Annotated in this window: 19 protein-coding genes; 9 read left to right on the plus strand and 10 right to left on the minus strand. The window is 72.6% G+C overall.

Annotation, left to right across the window (positions count from 1 at the left end):
- Nucleotide 1 precedes the first annotated feature (1 nt).
- Nucleotides 2-643: a CoA transferase subunit B gene (locus AC3AGO_RS23350; RefSeq protein WP_487822180.1), complete on the minus strand. Its 642-nt coding sequence runs from the start codon at nt 641-643 to the stop codon at nt 2-4.
- Nucleotides 643-1416 (minus strand): CoA transferase subunit A, encoded by a 774-nt coding sequence (locus AC3AGO_RS23355; protein WP_487822181.1) that lies wholly within the window; start codon nt 1414-1416, stop codon nt 643-645. Before AC3AGO_RS23355 ends, AC3AGO_RS23350 begins: the two co-directional genes overlap by 1 nt.
- Nucleotides 1417-1607: 191 nt before the next feature.
- Between AC3AGO_RS23355 and AC3AGO_RS23360 the strand changes: the two genes are divergently transcribed.
- Entirely contained in the window at nt 1608-2045 is a 438-nt protein-coding gene (locus tag AC3AGO_RS23360) for a MarR family winged helix-turn-helix transcriptional regulator (RefSeq protein ID WP_487822182.1), read from the plus strand.
- 135 nt (nt 2046-2180) lie between these two features.
- Here AC3AGO_RS23360 and AC3AGO_RS23365 read toward each other — a convergent pair whose 3' ends face one another.
- Complete coding sequence (locus AC3AGO_RS23365) at nt 2181-2945, minus strand: IclR family transcriptional regulator (RefSeq protein ID WP_487822183.1); 765 nt, start codon at nt 2943-2945, stop codon at nt 2181-2183.
- Between the two features lie 212 nt (nt 2946-3157).
- Between AC3AGO_RS23365 and AC3AGO_RS23370 the strand changes: the two genes are divergently transcribed.
- From AC3AGO_RS23370 to aroQ, 4 genes are all read left to right on the plus strand, one after another.
- The gene (locus tag AC3AGO_RS23370) at nt 3158-4159 is read left to right on the plus strand and encodes a zinc-dependent alcohol dehydrogenase (protein ID WP_487822184.1); all 1002 of its coding nucleotides are present in this window, start codon (nt 3158-3160) and stop codon (nt 4157-4159) included.
- Between the two features lie 251 nt (nt 4160-4410).
- Nucleotides 4411-5745, plus strand: a complete 1335-nt coding sequence (locus AC3AGO_RS23375; protein ID WP_487822185.1) for an MFS transporter — start codon at nt 4411-4413, stop codon at nt 5743-5745.
- A 90-nt stretch (nt 5746-5835) separates the two neighbouring features.
- Nucleotides 5836-6162 carry a hypothetical protein gene (locus tag AC3AGO_RS23380; protein ID WP_487822186.1) on the plus strand — a complete coding sequence of 109 codons (327 nt, stop codon included), beginning with the start codon at nt 5836-5838 and terminating at the stop codon, nt 6160-6162.
- 2 nt (nt 6163-6164) lie between these two features.
- Nucleotides 6165-6656: a type II 3-dehydroquinate dehydratase gene (gene aroQ / locus AC3AGO_RS23385; RefSeq protein WP_487822187.1), complete on the plus strand. Its 492-nt coding sequence runs from the start codon at nt 6165-6167 to the stop codon at nt 6654-6656.
- A gap of 142 nt (nt 6657-6798) precedes the next feature.
- Here the strand turns inward: aroQ and nirD are convergent, their stop codons facing one another.
- The 4 genes from nirD to AC3AGO_RS23405 all read right to left on the minus strand — a co-directional run bounded on the left by nirD (nt 6799) and on the right by AC3AGO_RS23405 (nt 12075).
- Entirely contained in the window at nt 6799-7152 is a 354-nt protein-coding gene (nirD, locus tag AC3AGO_RS23390) for a nitrite reductase small subunit NirD (protein WP_487822188.1), read from the minus strand.
- Nucleotides 7149-9761, minus strand: a complete 2613-nt coding sequence (gene nirB / locus AC3AGO_RS23395; RefSeq protein WP_487822189.1) for a nitrite reductase large subunit NirB — start codon at nt 9759-9761, stop codon at nt 7149-7151. Before nirB ends, nirD begins: the two co-directional genes overlap by 4 nt.
- A gap of 4 nt (nt 9762-9765) precedes the next feature.
- Nucleotides 9766-11052, minus strand: coding sequence for an NAD(P)/FAD-dependent oxidoreductase (locus AC3AGO_RS23400; RefSeq protein WP_487822190.1), 1287 nt, complete (start codon nt 11050-11052; stop codon nt 9766-9768).
- 183 nt (nt 11053-11235) lie between these two features.
- Nucleotides 11236-12075 (minus strand): NmrA family NAD(P)-binding protein, encoded by an 840-nt coding sequence (locus AC3AGO_RS23405; RefSeq protein ID WP_487822191.1) that lies wholly within the window; start codon nt 12073-12075, stop codon nt 11236-11238.
- Nucleotides 12076-12192: 117 nt separating this feature from the next.
- Between AC3AGO_RS23405 and AC3AGO_RS23410 the strand changes: the two genes are divergently transcribed.
- Entirely contained in the window at nt 12193-13152 is a 960-nt protein-coding gene (locus AC3AGO_RS23410) for an AraC family transcriptional regulator (RefSeq protein WP_487822192.1), read from the plus strand.
- Between the two features lie 83 nt (nt 13153-13235).
- A complete protein-coding gene (locus AC3AGO_RS23415) occupies nt 13236-13943 on the plus strand; it encodes a helix-turn-helix transcriptional regulator (protein WP_487822193.1) in 708 nt (235 codons plus the stop codon).
- Nucleotides 13944-14047: 104 nt separating this feature from the next.
- On the opposite strand, the gene AC3AGO_RS23420 is transcribed toward AC3AGO_RS23415, so the two are convergent.
- On the minus strand, nt 14048-14443 hold the full coding sequence (locus AC3AGO_RS23420) for a VOC family protein (RefSeq protein WP_487822194.1): 396 nt from the start codon (nt 14441-14443) through the stop codon (nt 14048-14050).
- A gap of 78 nt (nt 14444-14521) precedes the next feature.
- Between AC3AGO_RS23420 and cutA the strand changes: the two genes are divergently transcribed.
- Nucleotides 14522-14845, plus strand: coding sequence for a divalent-cation tolerance protein CutA (gene cutA / locus AC3AGO_RS23425; RefSeq protein ID WP_487822195.1), 324 nt, complete (start codon nt 14522-14524; stop codon nt 14843-14845).
- A gap of 373 nt (nt 14846-15218) precedes the next feature.
- Here cutA and AC3AGO_RS23430 read toward each other — a convergent pair whose 3' ends face one another.
- Nucleotides 15219-17513 (minus strand): molybdopterin oxidoreductase family protein, encoded by a 2295-nt coding sequence (locus AC3AGO_RS23430; RefSeq protein ID WP_487822196.1) that lies wholly within the window; start codon nt 17511-17513, stop codon nt 15219-15221.
- Nucleotides 17514-17718: 205 nt separating this feature from the next.
- Between AC3AGO_RS23430 and AC3AGO_RS23435 the strand changes: the two genes are divergently transcribed.
- Nucleotides 17719-18621: a sirohydrochlorin chelatase gene (locus AC3AGO_RS23435; protein WP_487822197.1), complete on the plus strand. Its 903-nt coding sequence runs from the start codon at nt 17719-17721 to the stop codon at nt 18619-18621.
- A gap of 562 nt (nt 18622-19183) precedes the next feature.
- Here AC3AGO_RS23435 and dnaG read toward each other — a convergent pair.
- The gene (gene dnaG, locus AC3AGO_RS23440) at nt 19184-21103 is read right to left on the minus strand and encodes a DNA primase (protein ID WP_487822198.1); all 1920 of its coding nucleotides are present in this window, start codon (nt 21101-21103) and stop codon (nt 19184-19186) included.
- Nucleotides 21104-21129: the final 26 nt, after the last annotated feature.

The following is a 21129-nucleotide window of genomic DNA, read 5'->3' on the forward strand; positions in this document are numbered from 1 at the left end:
CTCAGCCCTCCACCTTCACGCGCACGGGTGCCGCGGTCTTCTCCACGACCTCGTCCTCGCTGACGCCGGGCGCTGTCTCGACGAGGACCAGGCCGTCGTCGGTGACGTCGAGGACGGCGAGGTCGGTGATGATCCGGTCGACGCAGCCCTTGCCGGTGAGCGGCAGCGAGCACTCCTTGACGATCTTCGGGGTGCCGTCCTTGGCGGTGTGCGTCATCGTCACGATGACCCGGCGGGCGCCGTGCACCAGGTCCATGGCACCCCCGACCCCCTTGATCATCTTGCCGGGGACGGCCCAGTTGGCGAGGTCGCCGGCGGCCGAGACCTCCATGCCGCCGAGCACGGCGACGTCGATGTGACCGCCGCGGATCATGCCGAAGGAGAGCGCGGAGTCGAAGAAGGAGGCGCCGGGCAGGACGGTGACCGTCTCCTTGCCCGCGTTGATCAGATCCGGGTCCAGCTCGTCCTCGGTCGGGTACGGGCCGACGCCGAGGATGCCGTTCTCCGACTCCAGGACCACGTCGACGCCGTCCGGGATGTGGTTGGGCACCAGCGTGGGCAGGCCGATGCCGAGGTTCACGTAGGCGCCGTCGGGGAGTTCGGCCGCGGCGCGCGCGGCCATCTCGTCACGGTTCCAGGCCATCAGTCGCGCACCTTTCCTGCGTCGCGGACCGTCGTCTGCTCGACCTTCTTGTCCGCCGCCTGCTCCGGGGTCAGCTGCAGGATGTGCTGCACGAAGATGCCGGGCAGATGGATCTCGTCCGGGCCCAACTCGCCCGGCTCCACCAGCTCTTCGACCTCGGCGATCGTGACCTTGCCGGCCATCGCGGCGAGCGGGTTGAAGTTCTGCGAGGACTTGCTGAAGACGAGGTTGCCGTGCCGGTCGCCCTTCGCGGCCCGCACCAGCGCGAAGTCCGTACGGATCGCGCGCTCCAGCACGTACTCCTCGCCGTCGAACTCGCGGACCTCCTTCGGCGGCGAGGCCACCGCGACCGAACCGTCCTCGGCGTAGCGCCACGGCATGCCGCCGTCGGCGACCTGGGTACCCACCCCGGCCGGGGTGTAGAAGGCGGGGATGCCGCAGCCGCCGGCGCGCAGCCGCTCGGCGAGCGTGCCCTGTGGGATCAGCTCCAGCTCGATCTCACCGCCGAGGTACTGGCGGGCGAACTCCTTGTTGCCCCCGACGTAGGAGCCCGTCACGCGGCTGATGCGGCCCGCGGTGAGCAGGACGGCGAGGCCGGTCTCCATGGCGCCGCAGTTGTTGGAGACGACCGAGAGGTCCGTGACCCCGCGCTCCAGCACCGCGTCGATCGTGACGTTCGGGACGCCGTTGAGGCCGAAGCCGCCGACCGCGAGCGATGCGCCGTCGCGGACGCCGGCCACCGCCTCGGCGGCGGAGGCAACCGTTTTGTCCATCAGTCCGCCTGCTCTCCTTCGAGTTTCCGGAACAGTTGCTCAGTGTGCTGAGCATTTATTCGATGGTGCGAAACGCTGCCATCGCCAGGTCACAACGTCAAGACCTTGCCCGGAACCGTGATTTCACTCGACACCTTCCGGCAATCGCGCAAGAATCGTTCAGCACGCGAACAATGTTGTGAGGGAGAGGCATGAGCGCGGTAGACCTCAGCACCCATCCGGGGCACCTGGCCCGCCGGCTCCAGCAGGCGCACTCCCTGCTGTGGGGGGCCATGGTCTCCGAGGAGACCACATCACCGCAGTTCGCGGTGCTCAACGCCCTGCAGGAGAAGCCGGACATAGACCAGCGGACCCTGAGCGAGCACGTGCACCTCGACCGCTCCACCATCGCCGACCTCGTGGCCCGGCTGGTGCGCCGCGAGCTGGTCGCCCGCGTGCGCGACCCGCTCGACGGGCGGCGGAACGTCCTCAAGCTCACCGCCGAGGGCACCCGCGTCCACAAGCGCCTGGTCACCCGCACCTCCCGGATGAACAGGGTGTTCCTGGCCCCGCTGTCCGAGGACGAGCAGGAGCAGCTGCTCCGGCTCATCGGCCGGGTCGCGGAGGCGGCGGAGGACCTGCGGGTCTGATGTCTGCGGGTCTGATGTCTGCGGGTCTGATGTCTGCGGGTCTGGTGTCTGCGGGTCTGGTGTCTGCGGGGCGGGCTGCCGTACGGGCGGTCCGCTGTGCGGTGCCGGGGCGTACGGGGCGGCCACCCGTGCGGCTCAGCCCTCCGTGGGCAGTCCGCCCAGGCCGTCCGACGCGACCGTGCGGGAGGCCGCCGTCAGCGACCGTACGAACAGCGGCATCCGCTCGCGGGTGAAGCGCGACGAGGGGCCGCCGAAGGCAAGTGCCGCCACCACCTTGCCGGTTGCCGGGGCGCGCACCGGGACCGCCACCGAGGACAGCCCCTCCTCGTGCTCCCCGTGGCTCGCCGCGTACCCGTGCCGGCGGGTCTCCGCGACCCAGCGCCGCAGTGTCTCGGTGTGGCCCGCGCCCCACGGGGACGCGCGGGCCACCCGGTCCAGCAGCGCGTCGTCGGCCTCCGTCAGCAGCACCTTCGACGGGCCGCCCGCCCACAGCGGCAACTCGTCGCCCACCTTCACCACATGGCGCAGCGCCTGTGGGCCCTCCTCCTGCGCGATGCAGACACGCTGGACGTCGCGCCGTACGTACAGATGGACCGTCTCCCGGTGCTCCGCGGCGAGTTCGCGCAGCGTGCGGCGCACCTTGGCGGGCAGCTGCCAGCCGCGGTCGGCCATCCGCACCCAGCGCAGAAAGCCGGGCCCCGCGATGTAGCGGCCGTGCTCGTCCAGCCACAGCAGGCCGTTCAGCCGGAGCGTCTGGAGCAGCCGCAGCACGGTCGTCTTGGGCAGACCGCTCGACTCGACGATCTCGCGCAGCGAGAGCGCCGGCCGGTGCTCGCTGAACAGGCCCAGGATGTCGATGGCCCGCTGAACCGTCCGCATCCCACCGGATTCGCCGTTCATTCGCACATGCTCCTTCGTCCGCTGCTGCCGGGCGCCAGTATGCGCACAGGTCCACTGCGTGGACCAGGGGTGACAGTGCATCGCCGTAACTTTGCGGCAACCTCTTGTAGATAGTCAGTGTGCGTTCTATCGTCGCCGCACATTGGAACGAAGGGTCCGCAGAGCGGACCGGGTCCCCGGAGTCCGTGGGACCGATGTGGCGAGGTGAACCCGTGAAAGCAGCAGTCCTCACCGCCGCCCGCACCCTCGAGGTGACCGGGGACTGGCCGGAGCCCGTGTGCGGGCCCGGCGATGTCCTCGTCGCCCTCGAGGGCATGGGCCTGTGCGGTTCCGACCTCGCCGTCTTCGACGGCAAGCGGCAACCGCCGGTGCTGCCCTGGGTCGTCGGGCACGAGGGCTTCGGCCGCGTCGTCGCCGTCGGCGACCGGGCGGGCGAGCCGGCGCGGGAGGCGCCGCAGGTGGGGCAGCGGGTCGTCATCGAGCCCAACTACGCCTGCCTCGACTGCCCCGACTGCGCCCGCGGACTGACCTCCGCCTGCGCCAAGCGGGACATCGTCGGCATGAACACCCCCGGGATCCTCGCCGAACGCGTCGCCGTCCCGGCCCCGTTCGCCCACCCCGTGCCCGACTCCCTCGACCCCGCCGACCTGGCCTGCGCCGAGCCGTACACCGTCGCCCGTACCGCGGTGCGGCGCAGCGGCATCACGGCGGGCGCCCGCGCGCTGGTCGTCGGCGCCGGCGCGCAGGGGCTGCTGGTCAGCCAGGCGCTGCTGGCGATCGGCGTGCAGCCCGTGGTGACCGAGCCGCACCCCCTGCGACTGGAGCGCGCCCTCGGGCTGGGCGCCGAGACGGCCTCCGCCGGCGAGGGCGGCTTCGCCTGGGTCTTCGAGACCTCCGGCGTGGACGCGGCGCTGAGCGCGGCGCTGGACCGTGCGGAGCCCGGCGCGACCGTCACCGTCATCGGCCTGACCGCCGCGCAACTGCCCCTCACCATGGAGCAGTTGGTGCGCGGCCAGCTCACCCTGCGCGGTTCGCTGATCTACGACCACCCGTCGGACTTCCGCGCCGCGCTCGACGACATCGCCGCCCGGCGGGTACGCCCCGCAGCCACGCTCGAGGCGCGGTTCCCCCTGGAACGGGCGCAGGAGGCGTTCGCCGGGGCCCGCGACCGCGCGGGCAAGACCTGGATCTCGCTCGACCCGCAGGACGGCTGACCCTCCGGGCCGCCCCGATCCGGACAACCGCAGCCACCCTGCCCCGAACTGAATCGCACGGGCCCGCCCGGGTCTTCCCGTACCCGTCCCTCTCCGCCCGGGTTCCCGTCCCGTCCGTACCAGGCCGCGCACCCCGCAGTCGCGGCCGCTCCGCCATGCCTCCGTGCGCCCGCTCGCGCCCGGAAAATCCCCCTTCCCGCCCTGGCTGAGCACGCCCAGGACGTGCTGAGCCGAGACGAAGGAGTCTCGACATGACCGCCACCGAGTCCCGCCCGGCGCCGCCGATCGTCCCCGAATCGGCGCGCCCGACTGTGAGCCGCGCCCGGTACGGCCTGCTGGCCTGCCTGTTCGTCGTGACGGCTCTCAACTACCTGGACCGCACCAACCTTTCGGTGACCCTCCCGCACATCAAGGAGGAGATGCACCTGACGGGGACCCAGCAGGGACTCCTGCTGTCCTCCTTCAGCTGGGCCTATCTGCTGCTGCAGATCCCCGCGGGCCGGCTCATCGACCGGGTGGGCGCCAAACTGTCGATGGGCTACGCGATGGTCGGCTGGTCCCTCGCGACCGTCGCCATCGTGCTGGCGAAGAGCTTCGCCCCGCTGCTCGGCATGCGGGTCGCCCTCGGCGCCATGGAGTCGCCGGCCTTCCCGTCGAACAACCGGCTCGTCGTCAACTGGTTCCCCGGCCGCGAGCGCGGCCGGGCCACCGCCACGTACACCGCGGGCGAGTACGTCGGGCTGGCCGTCGCCGCGCCCGTACTGTCGCTGCTGACCGTGCAGTTCGGCTGGCGCTCGGTGTTCCTGGTGACCGGTCTGGCCGGTCTCGCCTTCTCCGTGGTGTGGTTCCTGCGGGTCAACGAGCGCCCCGAGCACAGCTCCAAGGTGAGCCAGGCGGAACTGGAGCACATCCGGCAGGCGGACGACCTGGAGACGGCCGAGGAGGCCGCCGAGGAGTCCGCACCCTCGTCCGTCCGCGCCGACCTGCGGGCGCTCCTGACGTCCAAACCGCTGTGGGGCCTGTACATCGGCCAGTTCGCCAACGCGTCGGTGCTGTTCTTCTTCCTGACCTGGTTCCCGTCGTACCTGGTCGACGAGAAGGGCATGACCATCCTGAAGGCCGGACTGTGGGCCTCCGTGCCGTACATCGCGGCGCTCATCGGCACCCTGTTCGGCGGCACCTGGTCGGACCGCATGCTGAACGCCGGACGGAGCCGCAGTGTGGCCCGCAAGGCGCCCATCATGATCGGCTTCGTGCTCGCCTCGGTCATCGTGCTGGCCAACTTCACGGACTCCGCGCCGCTGGTGATCACCTTCATGTCCGTCGCGTTCTTCGCGCAGGGCCTCATCCAGAACTGCTGGGCGCTCTTCGCCGACATGGTGCCCCGGCGGCTGACCGGCACCGGCGGCGGCGTCTTCAGCTTCATGGCCAATCTGGGCGGCGCGGTCACCCCGATCCTCGTCGGCATGATCGTCGACGCCACGGGCTCGTTCGTCTGGGCGCTCGGCTACATCGCACTGCTGGTGCTGGCCGGACTGCTCGCGTACGTGCTGCTCATCGACAAGGTGGAGCGGCTGAAGATCTGAGCCCGCGCGGCCGGGACCCGTCCGGATTCTGCCGGTCCGCTCAGCGGACCGGCAGAACCATGTGACGGTCCACGCCGCTAGTCTGGGTCCATGACCCTGACTCCGGAAGCACCTGCTGCCACCTCGGGCGACTGGTGGGTCACCGCCGGCCAGTCGCTGACCCGCGTCAAGGACCTCGACTCCGCGGCTCGAACCGCACCCGATCTGCTGGGTACGCTCGCCGAACTGGGCGAGCTGCGGCGCGCCGCCGACACCGCGCTCGGCGCCGCCGTCCGTGCCCTGCTCGCGGCGGGCCGCGACTGGGACGAGATCGCCGAGGCGCTCGGCTGTGCCGACGCCGAGGCGGCGCGGCTCGCCACCTCCCTCGCCATGGACGAGGCCCGCCTCGCCCTCGACCGACGAATCGGACACGACTGACGATGACTTCGAGCCCGGCCACCGCCCCCGCGACTCCGCGCGTCCTGCTGCTGCACGGACCGAACCTCAATCTGCTCGGCGAACGCGATCCGAAGCAGTACGGCAGCACGACACTCCGCGAGATCGAGGAGCGCACGGCGGCGCTGGGCAAGGAGCTCGGGGCCGAGGTGCACTGCGCGCAGAGCAACCACGAGGGCGAGCTCGTCGACCTTGTGCACGAGGCCCGCAAGAGCGACCACGGCATCGTCTTCAACCCGGGCGCCTACGCGCACTACAGCTACGCGCTGCGGGACGCCATCGACGCCGTGTCGGGGATGGGCGTGCCCACCATCGAGGTGCACATCTCCAACATCCACGCCCGCGAGTCCTTCCGGCACACCTCGGTGACCTCACCGGTGTGCCAGGGCATGGTCTCCGGGCACGGCGTCTTCGGCTACGAACTGGCCCTGCGCGCAGTGCTTCACCGCGTTGCGGAGGCGGCGCAGCGCGGATAGTTGTTCCGTGCCGCCCCTTTTCGCGCCGCGGTGGCGGGTGACCGGATGGACAATTGGCCGGCGGTGACAGCGTCGCGCTGTCACCGCCGGCCAATTCCGTTCGTCGGCTTCCCGCTGCGGCGGAGAAGGGGTTACGGGAGGCTCACCCCTCGCGGGAGCGGGTTCCGTACGTCTGGACGGTGACCGTGTCGTCGTCCAGGCAGCGGCCCGTCCGCAGATCGAAGCGCTGCTTCAGCAGGGGTGACGCCACGAACGGCGCACCGTCCGCCGTACCGAGCAGCCCGCGCGAGAGGACGTACGCGCCGCTGAACGGATCGCGGTTGGCGATGGCGTACGTGTGGCCCGAACGGTCCAGGAAGACGGCGATCTGGCTGCCGTCCGGCAGCAGCGCCGCCACTCCGCGGCCGGCCGTCAGATCGTCCGTGCCGCACACCGCGAACCAGCCGTCCTCGGTGCGCACTTCGACCTGTGTACGGGTCAGCGTTGCTGTGGTCATCGGCTCATGGCCCCTTCCAGCGTGCGTACGGGGATGTCGGGACCCGACAGCAGCGTCAGGTCCGGCTTGATCTGTGTGCGCTCCTCGACGAACTGCACGGACGGATCCGGCGCTTCGGGCGCGTTGACGAAGGACACGAAGCGGGAGAGCTTCTCCGGGTCCCGCAGGGTCTCGGCCCACTCGTCGCTGTAGTGCGCGACGTGGCCGGCCATCAGGGCCTCCAGCTCGTCGCACAGGCCGAGCGAGTCGTGCACCACCACGTCGCGCACGTGGTCGATGCCGCCCTCCGTACGGTCCAGCCAGGCGGAGGTGCGCTCCAGCCGGTCCGCGGTGCGGATGTAGAACATCAGGAACCGGTCGATGAGGCGCACCAGTTCCGCGTCGTCGAGGTCCTGCGCGAGCAGGTCGGCGTGCCGCGGTGTGGCGCCGCCGTTCCCGCCGACGTACAGGTTCCAGCCGTTCGAGGTGGCGATGACGCCGAAGTCCTTGCTCATCGCCTCGGCGCACTCGCGGGCGCAGCCGGACACCGCCGACTTGAGCTTGTGGGGTGCGCGCAGCCCGCGGTAGCGCAGCTCCAGATCGATCGCCATGCGCACGCTGTCCTGTACGCCGTAGCGGCACCAGGTCTGCCCCACGCAGGACTTGACGGTGCGCAGCGCCTTTCCGTAGGCGTGCCCGGACTCGAAGCCGGCGTCGACGAGGCGGGCCCAGATCACCGGGAGCTGGTCCACGCGGGCGCCGAACATGTCGATCCGCTGCCCGCCGGTGATCTTCGTATACAGGCCGAAGTCCCGTGCGACCTCCCCGATGACGATCAGCTTCTCCGGGGTGACCTCACCGCCGGGGATGCGGGGGACGACCGAATAGGAGCCGTTCTTCTGCAGGTTGGCGAGGAAGTGGTCGTTGGTGTCCTGGAGCGCGGCCTGTTCACCGTCCAGCACGTATCCGTCGGCGCCGATGGAGGGCGCGAGGGACGCGATGATGGAGGCGACGGTCGGCTTGCAGACCTCGCAGCCGTCGGTGTCGCGGGCCTCGGGGCGGCCGTGCGAGTCCAGCAGTTCCGCGAAGGTGGTGAGCCGCAGAGTGCGCACGACCTCGTACAGTTCGGCACGCGTGTGCGCGAAGCAGCCGCACAGTCCCTTGTCGACGGTGACGCCGTTGGCCTCCAGTTCGGCGTCCACCAGCTGGCCGAGCAGCTTGACGCAACTGCCGCAGCCCGTACCCGCCTTGGTGCACTTCTTGACCGACGGCACGTCGGTGCAGCTGTGCTCGGTGACGGCGCCCCGGATGGTGCCCTTGGACACGTTGTGGCAGTTGCAGACGACGGCGTCGTCGGGGAGGGCCGCGGGCCCCAGCGCCGCGCCGCCGCCCTCCGCGCCCGCGGGCAGGACCAGCGACTCGGCCGGTACGGGCGGCACGGTGCCGGTGAGCGGCCGCAGCGTGCCGTAGGCGTCCGTGTCACCGACCAGGACGCCGCCCAGCAGCGTGCCGTCGCCGTCGACGACGAGCTTCTTGTAGACGCCGGCACGGGAGTCGGAGTACACGACGTCCAGGCTGTTCTCCGTGCGGCCGTGCGCGTCGCCGAAGGACGCCACGTCGACACCGAGGAGCTTCAGCTTGGTCGATGTGTCGGCGCCGGTGAAGCCCGGTCCGCCGGTGTGTCCGGCGACGCTGTCCGCCGCGGTCTCCGCCATCTCGTAGCCGGGCGCGACCAGTCCGTACACCATGCCGTCGACAGCCTTGGCGCACTCGCCGATGGCGTAGATGTGCGGGTCGCTGGTGCGGCACTGTGCGTCGACGACGATGCCGCCGCGCTCGCCGGTCTCCAGTCCGTGCTCACGTGCCAGCTGGTCGCGGGGGCGCACGCCGGCGGAGAACACCACCATGTCGGTGGCGAGTTCGGTGCCGTCGGACAGCCGCATGCTCTGTACGGCTCCGGAGGCGTCCGCGGTGATCTCCTCGCCGCCGACGCCGGTATGCACGGTGAGACCCATGTCCTCGATCTTGCGGCGCAGTGCGGCACCGCCGCCCTCGTCGACCTGGAGGGCCATCAGACGCGGGTTGAACTCGACGATGTGGGTGTCCAGTCCGAGCCCGCGCAGCGCACCGGCGGCCTCCAGACCGAGCAGCCCGCCGCCCACGACGACGCCGGTGCGGGTGCCCTGCGCGTACTGCTCGATGTCGAGCAGGTCCTCGATGGTCCGGTAGACGAAGCAGCCCGCGCTGTCCTTGCCCGGGACGGGCGGCACGAACGGGTACGAGCCGGTGGCGAGCACAAGGGTGTCGTACGCGACGGTCAGCCCGGTGCGCGAGGTGACGGTGCGCCGCTCGCGGTCGATGCTCACCGCCGGATCGCCCAGATGGAGCTCGATGTCGTGCTTCTCGGCGAACCCCTCCTCCAGGAGGGACAGTTCGTCCGGTGTGGTGCCGGAGAAGTACGAGGTGAGCTGCACGCGGTCGTACGCGGCGCGCGTCTCCTCGCACAGTACGACCACGCGGGCACTGCCGGTCACGCCGCGGGCGGCGAGGGCTTCGAGGAAGCGCTGGCCGACCATGCCGTGCCCGACCAGCACGATTGTGGGGGTCGTCGTGGCGTGGGTGTCGGTCATCCCGTCAGCCTCCATCGTTCGTGAGCAGGTGGTGCAGGGGAGCGGAGGGCAGCGGCTCGTCGCCCTCCCAGGTGCGGGCGAGCGCGCCGACAGTGCCGAGATCGCCGAGGAGAATGCCGCCGACCAGCCGGTCGCCGCGGACCACGACCTTGCGGTAGCGGCCGCGGGTGGCGTCCGCCAGCCGGACGACGTCGTCGTCGGGCAGCGGGCTGGTCTCGCCGAAGGAGGCCAGGTCGAGCGGCAGTTGGCCGCTCCGGCCGCCGGACGCGAGGGTGAGCCGGGTGAGGGCCCGCGTGCCGCGGTAGCGGGGCGGCGCCGGACGGGTGAGAACGGCCGCCAGGATGTCGGCCTGCTCCTGCGCGGGTCCTGCCCGGCCGTACAGCACACCGTTGTGCTCCGCGCAGTCGCCGATGGCGTGGATGTGCGGGTCGCTGGTGCGCAGCCTGTCGTCGACGACGACGCCCCGCTCGACGCGCAGTCCGGCCGCGCGGGCCAGACCCGTACGGGGACGGGTGCCGCAGGACAGTACGACGAGATCGGCGTCCAGCGTGCACCCGTCGGCCAGTTCGACGGCCCGTACGGTACGGGCCGCTCCGTGCGCCCCGTCCGTCCGTACGCCGCGCACCCGGCACTCCGTGTGCACCTCGACGCCGAGGTCCGTCATGTGGCGGCGCAGCACCTCGGCTGCCTCCACGTCGAGCTGCCGTTCCATGAGGCGCTCGCCCTGGTGGGCGAGGAGCACCTGGACGCCGCGCTGGGCGAGGGCACGGGCCGCGGACACGCCGAGCAGTCCGCCGCCGATGACGACGGCCCGTACGCCCTCGCGGGCCTGCGCGCCGAGTGCCAGACAGTCGTCCATCGTGCGGAAGGGCAGCACGCCGTCGGGCAGTTCGGTGCCGGCCTGTGAGCCGGTGCTGCCCTGCGAGGCGGTGCCGTCCTGCCCGAACAGGCCGCGCAGTGGCGGCAGTACGGGGTTCGCGCCGGTGGCCAGCACGAGCCGGTCGTACGGGAGGCGGCTGCCGTCGTCGCAGACGAGCACCCGGTCCGCGCGGTCGATGCGGACGGCGCGCACCCCGTGAAGAGTGCGGACCTCCGCGGGGTACGGGGGCAGCCGGACAACGTCGGACGTGTACCGGCCGGCCAGTACCTCGCCGAGCAGCACCCTGTTGTACGGGCCGTGCGGCTCCTCACCGACCACGGTGAGGTCGACGCCGGTGCCGGCCGTCTGCTGCGCGAGCCGTGCACCGGCCATCCCGCCGCCGGCCACCACCACACGCTGTCTCGAGGTCATGGGACGAGAGTGCGTCCCCCCTGTTACCCGCCCGCATCACCACCGTTTCCCCGGCGCAACGCGTCCCTCATCGCCCGCGGGGAGCGACTGTGAGCGCAGGCCGCCGGGCGCGGGTGACACAGCCGTACCGCCGGCCCGCGCGCGGGTCCCTCGCGGGTCAGTGGCCGGCGTCGCCGCCGATGCTCAGCCGTCCGTCCACGCGCCGCCGGCCGCGGCCGTACGGACGAAGTCCGTGAAGTCGCGTGGCGGGCGCCCCAGTACGCGCCGTACGTCGTCCGTCAAGTGCGCGTTCCGGCCGTCCAGCACCTGGGCGAACATCTCCCGCAGGAACGCCGCCTCCGGTTCCGGAATCCCGTAACCGGCCTGCAGTTCGGCGTACTGCCCGTCGCTCACCGGCACATAGCGCACCTCGCGGCCGCTCGCCTTGGAGACCTCCGCGACCGCCTCGGCGAACGACAGCAGGCGCGGGCCCGTCACCTCGTAGACCCGGTCCCGGTGCCCGTCCTCCGTCAGCGCCGCGACCGCCACGTCCGCGATGTCCTCCGCGTCGACGAACGGCTCCAGCACATGCCCGGCGGGGAAGGCGACCTCGCCCGAGAGCACCGGCTCCAGCAGATGACCCTCGCTGAAGTTCTGGTTGAACCAACTCGCCCGCACAATCGTCCACTCGGCCCCCGAGTCGCGCACCGCCCGCTCGGCCGGGAGCGCGCTCTCCTCGCCGCGCGCGGACAGCAGCACCAGGCGCCGCACCCCGCGCTCCAGCGCCGCCGCGGCGAAGCCGCGCACCGCCTCCGCCGCGCCCGGAGCGCCCACATCCGGCGCGCACACCAGGTACGCCGACTCGACACCGCGCAGTACGGGCGCCCAACTCCCGGAATCCGCCCAGTCGAAGGGCGGCCGCCCCGAGCGGGAACCGACGCGCGCCGTGAGGCCGCGCTCCTCCAGCCGCCGTGCCACCCTGCTGCCGGTCGTGCCGGTGCCTCCGAGCACCAGCACGGTCTTCCTGCTCATGTCGTTGTCCATGCCGGGGAGTCAACTCCCGTACGCCGTCCTGTCACATGGCCGGTGCGCTCACCCGCATGTGCCGCAGTCTCGCCGCCACACGCCGCCCGGCCGCCCGTACAGGCTTACGCTGCCGTCGTGGACGTACTCGCCGAGCTGCTCGGCAGCGGCACGAGGTCCAGTGGGGGGCTGTTCCACCAGGTGGTGCTCGCCCCGCCGTGGGCGGTGCGCGTGCAGGACGAGGCGCCGCTGGCCCTCGCCGCCATGGTGCGCGGGGACGGCTGGATCGTGCCCGACGGAGGGGAGCCCCTGCCCCTCGGCGAGGGCGACATCGCGGTGGTGCGCGGGCCGGCCCCGTACGTCCTCGCGGACCACCCGTCGACCGCCGCCGCACCCGGTCTGGTGATCCGGCCCGGCGACTGCTGCACCACCCCCTCGGGGCGCGACCTGTGCGAGGAACTGCGCCGCGGGGTGCGCACCTGGGGCAGTACGGGGACCGGCCCGTCCCTGCTGCTCAGCGGCGTCTGCACGGCACAGGGCGACATCGGCGGAACCCTGCGCGCCGCGCTGCCGGACGTGCTGGTGCTGGGCGCGAAGGACTGGGACTCCACACTGCTCACCGTCGTGACGGCCGAGGTCGTCAAGGACGGCCCCGGCCAGCAGATCGTCCTGGACCGGCTGCTGGACCTGCTGCTGATCTCCGTCCTGCGCGCGTGGTTTGCCCGCCCGGAGGCGCAGCCGACGGACTGGTACCGCGCACAGGGCGACCCGGTCGTCGGCGCGGCCCTGCGGCTGCTGCACGAACAGCCCGCGCACCACTGGACGGTGGCGTCCCTCGCGGCCGGTACGGGCGTGTCCCGCGCCGCGCTCGCCCGCCGCTTCACGGCCATGGTGGGCGAGCCCCCGATGTCCTATCTGACCCGCCGCCGCCTCGACCTGGCGGCCCGCCTCCTGCGCGACACGGACGCCACCCTCGCCTCCGTCGCCCGCCGTGTCGGCTACGCGGACGCGTTCGCGCTGAGCGTGGCGTTCAAAAGGGTCCGCGGTCAGAGCCCTGCCGCCTACCGCGCGGCCACCGCACCCGCGCGCGGGGGATGAGGACGGAGGGAGCGCGGGCCGTCGCGTCCGGGGCGCCGGCTGTTCGGAGGCGCAGTGTCACCGACACCCGGCATGCTGGAGACATGTACGTGGAACGGGGTTCGGCCGTGGACGGGGCCGTGGTGTGGGTGCGCACCGCCGAGCCCGGGGAGACGGTTCGGGTGCTGCCCGACGGGTGCATGGACCTGCTGTGGTGGGGCGGCGGACTGACGATCGCCGGGCCCGATACGCGCGGGCACACCGTGACGGGGGAGCGGGCCGCCGCGGTGACGGGGCTGCGGTTCGGCCCCGGCCTGGGGCCGCGCGTCTTCGGCGTCCCGGCACACGAACTGCGGGACCAGCGGGTGCCGCTCGCGGCGGTCTGGCCGGAGCGCGCGGTGCGGGAGCTCACCGAGCGGGCCGCGGCCGAGGAGGCCGCGGCCGGCTGGGGCCCTGGGTGGGGACGCGTGCTGGAGAGCGCGGCGGCCGGGCGGCTGCGGGACGCGGGCGGGCAGGACGGGGTGCTGGGCGCCGTCGTCCACAGGCTGCGCGAGGGGCGCGGTGTGGCGGAGACCGCCGAGGCCGTCGGCTACAGCGAACGGCAGCTGCACCGCCGCTGCCTGGCCGCCTTCGGATACGGGCCGAAGACCCTCGCGCGCGTCCTGCGCATGCGGCGTGCGCTGCGGCTCGCGGAGGACGGCCGCCCGCTGTCCGGCGTCGCCGCCGACGCCGGGTACGCCGACCAGGCCCATCTCGCGCGCGAGATACGGGCGTTGGCGGGCGCCCCGGTGTCGGAGCTCGTACGCCGCTGAGCGGGCCGACGCGTTTGTCGGGCCGACGCGTTCGTCAGGCTGTGCGTACTTCGGGCTCAGGCTGTGCGTATTTCAGGGTCTGCGTTCGTCAGGCTGTGCGTTCTTCACGACAGCGGCGCGAACAGGTCGACCGAGTTGCCGTCCGGGTCGAGGATCACGGCGTACCGCTGGCCCCACACCGCGTCCCAGGGCGCGCTGTGCCCCTCGTACCCGGCGGCGGTCAGCTCGTCGTAGTTCTTGTCCACACCGGCCGGGGTCTCGCAGTGGAACGCGAGGCCGAGCCGTCCGCTGCCGCGCGGGCCCGGCGTCCAGTCCGGGTCGAAGGAGCGGACGGTGGCCTCCGAGTCCCACGCCATCCGCAGCCCGCCGGGCAGTTGGGCCTCGACGTGCGGGCTGTCCTCCGCGCCGTCGGGGACGTCGACGCCGAGCCGCCGGTAGAAGGCGAGCGAGGCCGCCATGTCCGCTGTGACGATGCCGATGAGGTCGAATCGAGGTGTCATACGGACGACGCTAGACCGCCCGCGCGCCCCCGGCCTTGAACGAATCGGACACGGTGCCGCGGCCGTTACCGTGGGCGGATGGCCGAGATCCTTACCGTGTTGACCACCACCGACAGCGAGGACAAGGCGCGGGCGCTGGCCGCCGGCGCCGTGGAGGGGAGAGTCGCCGCCTGCGCGCAGATCAGTGCGCCGGTGACCTCCGTGTACCGCTGGGAGGACAACATCGAGAACGACACCGAGTGGCAGGTGCTGTTCAAGACGGCAGCCGCCCGGTACGACGCGCTGGAGGCGTACATCAGGGAGGCGCACGACTACGACGTACCGGAGATCATCGCTACGCCCGTCGTACGGGGCGGCGCCGACTACCTGTCGTGGGTGGAGGCGGAGACGTCCGCAGTCTGACCGACATGCTCCTCCCCGTCGGCCCGTCGGCCCGTCGGCCCGTCGGCCCGTCGGCCCGTCGGCCCGTCGGCCCGTCGGACCGGAACGCCACGGTCCGTCAGACAGCGGCGCATGGCGTCCGGTTGGTCGTCGTCGTGGCGGCTGCTGTCGAGAAGTTGGAGGGCCCGCCGCCGCCCGCGCCGGGTACGCGGAAGGCGCAGGGGTACACGCGGATGCGACGGGCCCCGGGGCGACGGCCGTGGGGACGGGCCCTTGCCTGAACCGTCACCGGCACGGCCGTCGCAGGACGCCCGTGTGCCCGGCGCGGCCCGTCCCACACTCGTCCGCTCGGCACTGTGTTTCCTGAACTCCCGTGGTTTCCTGAACTCCCGTATCAGCACGCCTCGTTGGACGCGGCGGGCACCGGGCCCGGTTGCGTGGCCGGTTCGACCCGTACCGCGCACACTTTGAACTCCGGCATGCGTGACGTGGGGTCGAGTGCCGGGTTGGTGAGCGCGTTGACGCTGCCCTCGCCCGGCCAGTGGAACGGCATGAAGACCGTGTCGGGCCGGATGGCGCGGGTCAGCCGGGCCGGCGCGACGACCCGTCCGCGGCGGGACACCACCGTGAGCCGGTCGCCCTCGGCGGCACCCAGCCGTTCGGCGAGATGCGGGTGGAGCTCCACGAAGGGGCCGGGGGCCGCCGAGTTGAGCTCGTCCACCCGGCGGGTCTGGGCGCCGGACTGGTACTGCGCGAGCACCCGGCCCGTCGTCAGATACAGCGGATAGGCGTCGTCCGGCTCCTCCGCCGCGGGCCGGTGCGTGACAGGCGCGAACCGGGCGCGGCCGTCGGGCGTCGCGAACCCGTCCAGGAACAGCCGCGGCGTACCCGGGTGCGGGTCCGTGCCGGGACCGTCGGCAAGACTGTCATCGGGGCCGTAGTCGTTGGCCGGATCGTCCGCGAACAGGGGCCCGCCGACAGGTTCTTCGGGCCCCGCGCCGTCCCTGTCCGTGTGTGCCGCGCTGTCCGGGCAGGGCCAGAACACTCCGTCCTCCTCGGCGATCCGCCGGTACGTGATGCCCGAATAGTCGGCCGGGCCGCCCGCCGAGGCGCGCCGCAGTTCGTCGAAGACCTCCTCCGGGTCGCTGGGGAAGCCCTTCTCCCAGCCGAGCCGCGCCGCGAGGGAGTTGAGCACCTGCAGGTCGCTGCGGATACCCGGCGGCGGGTCCACGGCGCGGCGGCGCAGCAGCACCCGGCCCTCCAGATTCGTCGTCGTCCCGGTCTCCTCCGCCCACTGGGTGACCGGCAGGACGACATCCGCCAGCTGTGCCGTCTCGGACAGCACGACGTCGCACACGGCGAGGAAGTCCAGTGCCCGCAGCCGCTGTTCGACGTGGGTGGCACGCGGCGCGGACACGACCGGGTTGGAGCCCATCAGCAGCAGGGACTTCACGTCGCCGCCCAGCGCGTCCAGCAGTTCGTACGCGCTCCGTCCGGGCCCCGGCAGAACGTCGGGGTGCACGCCCCACACGTCGGCCACGTGCGCGCGTGCCGCCGGGTCGTCCAGTTTGCGGTAACCGGGCAACTGGTCGGCCTTCTGGCCGTGTTCGCGTCCGCCCTGTCCGTTGCCCTGTCCCGTCAGACAGCCGTAGCCGGACAGTGGCCGGCCGCAGCGCCCGGTGGCCAGGGCGAGGTTGATCCAGGCGCCCACGGTGTCGGTGCCCTTCGACTGCTGCTCGGGCCCGCGTGCCGTGAGCACCATGGCGTTCTCCGGCTCGCAGAACAGCCGTACCGCCTCGCGCAGTTCGGGCACCGGCACACCAGTGAGCCGTTCGACCAGTTCCGGCCAGTGCGCCATGGCGGCGCTGCGCGTCTCCGTCCAGCCGGTCGTACGGGCGTCCACGTACTCCTGGTCGACGCGTCCCTCGGCGACCACCAGATGCAGCATGCCCAGTGCCAGGGCGAGGTCCGTGCCGGGGCGCGGTGCCAGATGGAGGTCGGCCTGTTCGGCGGTACGGGTGCGGCGGGGGTCGACGACGATCAGCGTGCCGCCGTTCTCGCGGAGTTCGGTGAAATAGCGCATGGCCGGCGGCATGGTCTCCGCCGGATTGGAGCCGACGAGGACGACACAGCCCGTACGGGGGATGTCGGCGAGCGGGAACGGCAGCCCGCGGTCCAGCCCGAAGGCGCGGGTTCCGGCGGCCGCGGCGGACGACATGCAGAACCGGCCGTTGTAGTCGATCTGCGAGGTGCCGAGGACGAGACGGGCGAACTTGCCCAGCGTGTACGCCTTTTCGTTCGTCAGCCCGCCCCCGCCGAACACGCCCAGCGCGTCGGGTCCGTGTGCGGTCCGTATACGGCCGAACTGTGCGGCGATCCGGTCGAGCGCCTCCTCCCAGGTCGCCGGCTCCAGGGTGTCCGATTCCGGATCGCGTACCAGCGGTTCGGTCAGCCGTACCCGGGAGGACAGCACGGCGGGCGCGGTGCGGCCCTTGCCGCAGAGGGCGCCGCGGTTCACAGGGAAACCGGGGCGTTCCACCACCTCGAGACCGGCCGCCGCGGAGCCGTCGTCCGCCGGGACGTCGCCCGCCGGTGCGGTGTGCGCGGGGCGCGCGGCGCGCAGCCCCATGCCGCATTGGAGAGCGCAGTAGGGGCAGTGGGTGTCGGTCGTGGTGGTGTGACCCTTCATACGAGCAGGGTGCGACGGCCGTGTTACGGGGAACGTGTGCGCCGGTTACGGCCCCGGCAAGGCGACCTCAGCGTGCCGTACGGGCGGACGTGAGGTGACAGCGGTGCGCCCGCGCACCCTCACGTCACCCTCCGTGTGAGCAGTGCGCAACCATCCGTCATTCCGGCGCAATGGCCAGGCAATGCCCGGCGTCCAGAATCCCTTCATGACGGCGTCGCTTCCCCCGAAGCTCCTTCAGGATCCCGCAGTCGACTCGTTCGCAGGCATCGACAGTACGGCGCAGCTCATGACCCGATTCACCGCGCAGCTCACCACGCAGCTGCGAGCGATACGTCCGGTGCCCCCGGCGGCACCCGCCCCTGCGGCCACCGGGGACTCCCCGGTGCTGGTCGCCGTGGCGCACGGCTCCCGCGACCCCGCCGCCCGGCGCACCGTCGAGCGGCTCCTCGCCGGCGCCCGCGCGCTGCGGCCCGGACTGCGGGTCGAGCTCGGCCACATCGAGCTCGACGCGCCCCTGCTGCCCGACACGCTCGGGGCGTTGCCGGCCGGCCGTGAGGCGGTGGTGGTGCCGCTGCTCTTCGGGCGGGGCCACCACGTGAAGCACGACATCCCCCGCGCGCTGGACGCGGCATCGCACGTACGGGCCGCGGTCGCCGGCCCCCTCGGCCCGCACCCGCTGCTGGCGGAAGCGCTCCACGACCGGCTCGCCGACGCGGGCTGGGGCGCGGTGGCCGGGACGGGGCCGGGGGAGGGCGCCGTGGTGCTGGCCTCCGCGGGGTCCCGTGATCCGGAGGGCGTCGCGGGGGCCGAACGCATGGCGGACCGGCTGTCCCGCCGGCTCGGCGGCACCCCTGTACGGGCCGCGTACGCCTCGGCGGCGCGGCCCGGCGTGGCGGAAGCGGTGCGCGAGCTGCGGGCGCGGGGGCATGAACGGGTCGGCCTCGCCTCGTACTTCGCGGCCCCCGGCCACTTTGCCGCACAGTGCGCGGCGGTCCCCGGCCTCACCGCCGCGGCCGCCCCCCTGGGCGCCCACCCCGCCCTGGCCCGCCTCCTCCTACACCGCTACGACACAGCCACCCGAACCCCCACCCCCTTGGCCCACACGTAACCCTCCGGGGGGAGGGGCCGCGCCACGCTGAGACCACCAACGGCTCGGCATACGCGAGCATCCCGCTGCACCGGGAGGGCTCTCTTCCCCGCCGCAGCGGCGAACCCTCCTCCGAGAGACCCCCTCCTTCCCGCCGCAGCGGCGGGTGCCCACGCTGGGGCGGGTCGGCGGTCTGAGCGTGTCGTGCGGGGTCGCGCAGCGCTGATCTCGCCGGCCGGTTCGCCGCGTGGCACGTCCCGCTGCGGCGGGAAAGTATGGCCGTCACGCGGGCGGGCGGGGTTGCTCCGCCACCGCGTCCCCCAGGGCTCTCTTCCCGCCGCAGCGGCGGGCGCCCACGGCGGGCCGGCTCGGCGGTCTGAGCGTGTCGTGCGGGGTCGCGCAGCGTTGATCTCGCCGGCCGGTTCGCCGCGTGGCACGTCCCGCTGCGGCGGGGAGGGGCGCCGTCACGTGGCGGGGGCTCGGGCGGGGCCCGTCGCGCAGACCGGGCCCTCCCCTGGGCGGGGGCGGGGGCCCGGGTGGGCCCCACACGTAAGACGGGGCCCGTCACGGTCGACCCGCGGGGTCAGAGCGCTGACGCGCCGCGTTCGCGGAGGGCGCGGCCGTACTGCTGGAGGGTCCAGATCTGCTCGCGGACGGCCGCGGACGACTCCGCGTCGCGCTGCGCCTCGAGCCGGCGGGCCGTGCCCTCCAGGTCGGTGATGCGTGTGTTGACCGCGGCGAGGCGGACCGCGACGAGCTGGTTGCCCGCGTACATCTCGTCCGGCTCGCGCCCCCGCGCGTTCCGCAGCGGTTCCACGGCGAGCTCCGTGACGAGCGTGCGCACCGTGTCGTCCGGCGCGGCGTCGCGGACGCGGGCGACGAGGCCGTTGTCGGTCTCGGCGCCCTCCACCCCGCCGGCCGCCTCGATCGCCTGACGGACCGTCGCATACGGCGGCGCGGTGAACTCGTCCGTGCCGTACGCGTCGAACGCGGGCGACACCAGCGCGGGCCGCTGCAGCGCGAGCTTCAGCAGCTCGCGCTCCACCCGGTGCGCAGGGCTGCGCAGATTGAGCGCCGGGCCACGCACACCCCCGGCGCCCGCCGGGGGCGGCTGCGGCCGCGGGCCCTGCCGGCCCGCGCCGGAGGGCGGCCCCGCGGAGCGCCCCCGCTCCCGCGCCCAGCGCGCGAGCTGCGCCACGCGCCGCACGACGAACTGTTCGTCGACGATCCCGAGCAGCCCCGCCAGCCGCACGGCGTACTCGTGCTGGATCGACACGTCCTTGATCTGCGCGACCACCGGCGCCGCCTGCTCCAGCGCGGCCGAACGGCCTTCCGCCGTATCGAGGTTGTGCTGGTCGACCATCGACCGGATGGCGAACTCGAAGAGCGGGGAGCGCCCTTCGACGACCTCCTGCACCGCGTCGTCACCGCGCGCGAGGCGCAGGTCGCAGGGGTCCATCCCGCCCGGTGTGATCGCGATGGAGGTGCGGGCCGCGAACTTCTGGTCGTCCTCGAAGGCCCGCAGCGCCGCCTTCTGCCCGGCCGCGTCGCCGTCGAAGGTGAAGACGACCTCCGAGCGCGCGTTGTCCATCAGCAGCCGCCGGAGGATCTTGATGTGCCCCTCGCCGAAGGCCGTGCCCGATGTGGCGATCGCGTTCGTCACGCCTGCCAGGTGACAGGCCATCACATCGGTGTAGCCCTCGACGACGACCGCCCGGTTCGCCTTGGCGATCTCCTTCTTCGCGAGATCGATCCCGTACAGCACATGGGACTTGTGGTAGATCGGCGTCTCGGGGGTGTTCAGATACTTCGGCCCGTTGTCGTCGTCCCGCAGCTTGCGCGCGCCGAAGCCGACGACCTCACCGGTGATGTCCCGGATGGGCCACATCAGCCGGCCGCGGAAGCGGTCGATGGGCCGGCCGTTGCGCGACTCCTGGGCCAGCCCGGACAGCGTCAACTCCTTGTCGGAGAAGCCGCGTCCGCGCAGGAAGCGCACCAGGTGGTCCCAGCCGGCGGGGGAGTAGCCGATGCCGAAGTGCTGTGCGGCCGCCTCGTCGAACCCGCGGTCCGTGAGGAACCGGCGGCCCACCTCGGCCTCGGCGCCGCCGAGCTGCTCGGCGTAGAACTTCGCGGCCTCCTTGTGCGCCTCGACGAGGCGGGTGCGCTCGCCCTGCTGGCTGGCGCGGCCGTATCCGCCCTCCTCGTACCGCAGGGTGACGCCGGCCTGCGCCGCGAGCCGCTCGACGGACTCGGAGAAGGAGAGGTGCTCGACCTTCATCAGGAAGGTGAGGGTGTCCCCGCCCTCCTGGCAGCCGAAGCAGTGGAAGAAGCCCTTGCTGGGGCTGACGTGGAAGGAGGGGGACTTCTCGTCGTGGAACGGGCAGAGGCCCTTGAGGTTTCCGCCGCCGGCGTTCCGCAGCTGGAGATACTCGGACACGACGGCGTCGATCGGGACCGCGTCCCGTACCGCCTTCACGTCCTCGTCATTGATCTTCCCAGCCACACCGAGAGTCTACGGCCGTGCTCCGA

It is taken from the genome of Streptomyces sp. BL1 (genome assembly GCF_057628045.1).

What these genes read in the sequence shown, in the direction of transcription:
- AC3AGO_RS23350 (WP_487822180.1), bottom strand. Translation starts at nt 643, where the DNA reads ATGGCCTGGAACCGTGACGAGATGGCCGCGCGCGCCGCGGCCGAACTC.
- AC3AGO_RS23355 (WP_487822181.1), bottom strand. Translation starts at nt 1,416, where the DNA reads ATGGACAAAACGGTTGCCTCCGCCGCCGAGGCGGTGGCCGGCGTCCGC.
- AC3AGO_RS23360 (WP_487822182.1), top strand. Translation starts at nt 1,608, where the DNA reads ATGAGCGCGGTAGACCTCAGCACCCATCCGGGGCACCTGGCCCGCCGG.
- AC3AGO_RS23365 (WP_487822183.1), bottom strand. Translation starts at nt 2,945, where the DNA reads ATGAACGGCGAATCCGGTGGGATGCGGACGGTTCAGCGGGCCATCGAC.
- AC3AGO_RS23375 (WP_487822185.1), top strand. Translation starts at nt 4,411, where the DNA reads ATGACCGCCACCGAGTCCCGCCCGGCGCCGCCGATCGTCCCCGAATCG.
- AC3AGO_RS23380 (WP_487822186.1), top strand. Translation starts at nt 5,836, where the DNA reads ATGACCCTGACTCCGGAAGCACCTGCTGCCACCTCGGGCGACTGGTGG.
- aroQ (WP_487822187.1), top strand. Translation starts at nt 6,165, where the DNA reads ATGACTTCGAGCCCGGCCACCGCCCCCGCGACTCCGCGCGTCCTGCTG.
- nirD (WP_487822188.1), bottom strand. Translation starts at nt 7,152, where the DNA reads ATGACCACAGCAACGCTGACCCGTACACAGGTCGAAGTGCGCACCGAG.
- nirB (WP_487822189.1), bottom strand. Translation starts at nt 9,761, where the DNA reads ATGACCGACACCCACGCCACGACGACCCCCACAATCGTGCTGGTCGGG.
- AC3AGO_RS23400 (WP_487822190.1), bottom strand. Translation starts at nt 11,052, where the DNA reads ATGACCTCGAGACAGCGTGTGGTGGTGGCCGGCGGCGGGATGGCCGGT.
- AC3AGO_RS23405 (WP_487822191.1), bottom strand. Translation starts at nt 12,075, where the DNA reads ATGGACAACGACATGAGCAGGAAGACCGTGCTGGTGCTCGGAGGCACC.
- AC3AGO_RS23415 (WP_487822193.1), top strand. Translation starts at nt 13,236, where the DNA reads ATGTACGTGGAACGGGGTTCGGCCGTGGACGGGGCCGTGGTGTGGGTG.
- AC3AGO_RS23420 (WP_487822194.1), bottom strand. Translation starts at nt 14,443, where the DNA reads ATGACACCTCGATTCGACCTCATCGGCATCGTCACAGCGGACATGGCG.
- cutA (WP_487822195.1), top strand. Translation starts at nt 14,522, where the DNA reads ATGGCCGAGATCCTTACCGTGTTGACCACCACCGACAGCGAGGACAAG.
- AC3AGO_RS23430 (WP_487822196.1), bottom strand. Translation starts at nt 17,513, where the DNA reads ATGAAGGGTCACACCACCACGACCGACACCCACTGCCCCTACTGCGCT.
- AC3AGO_RS23435 (WP_487822197.1), top strand. Translation starts at nt 17,719, where the DNA reads ATGACGGCGTCGCTTCCCCCGAAGCTCCTTCAGGATCCCGCAGTCGAC.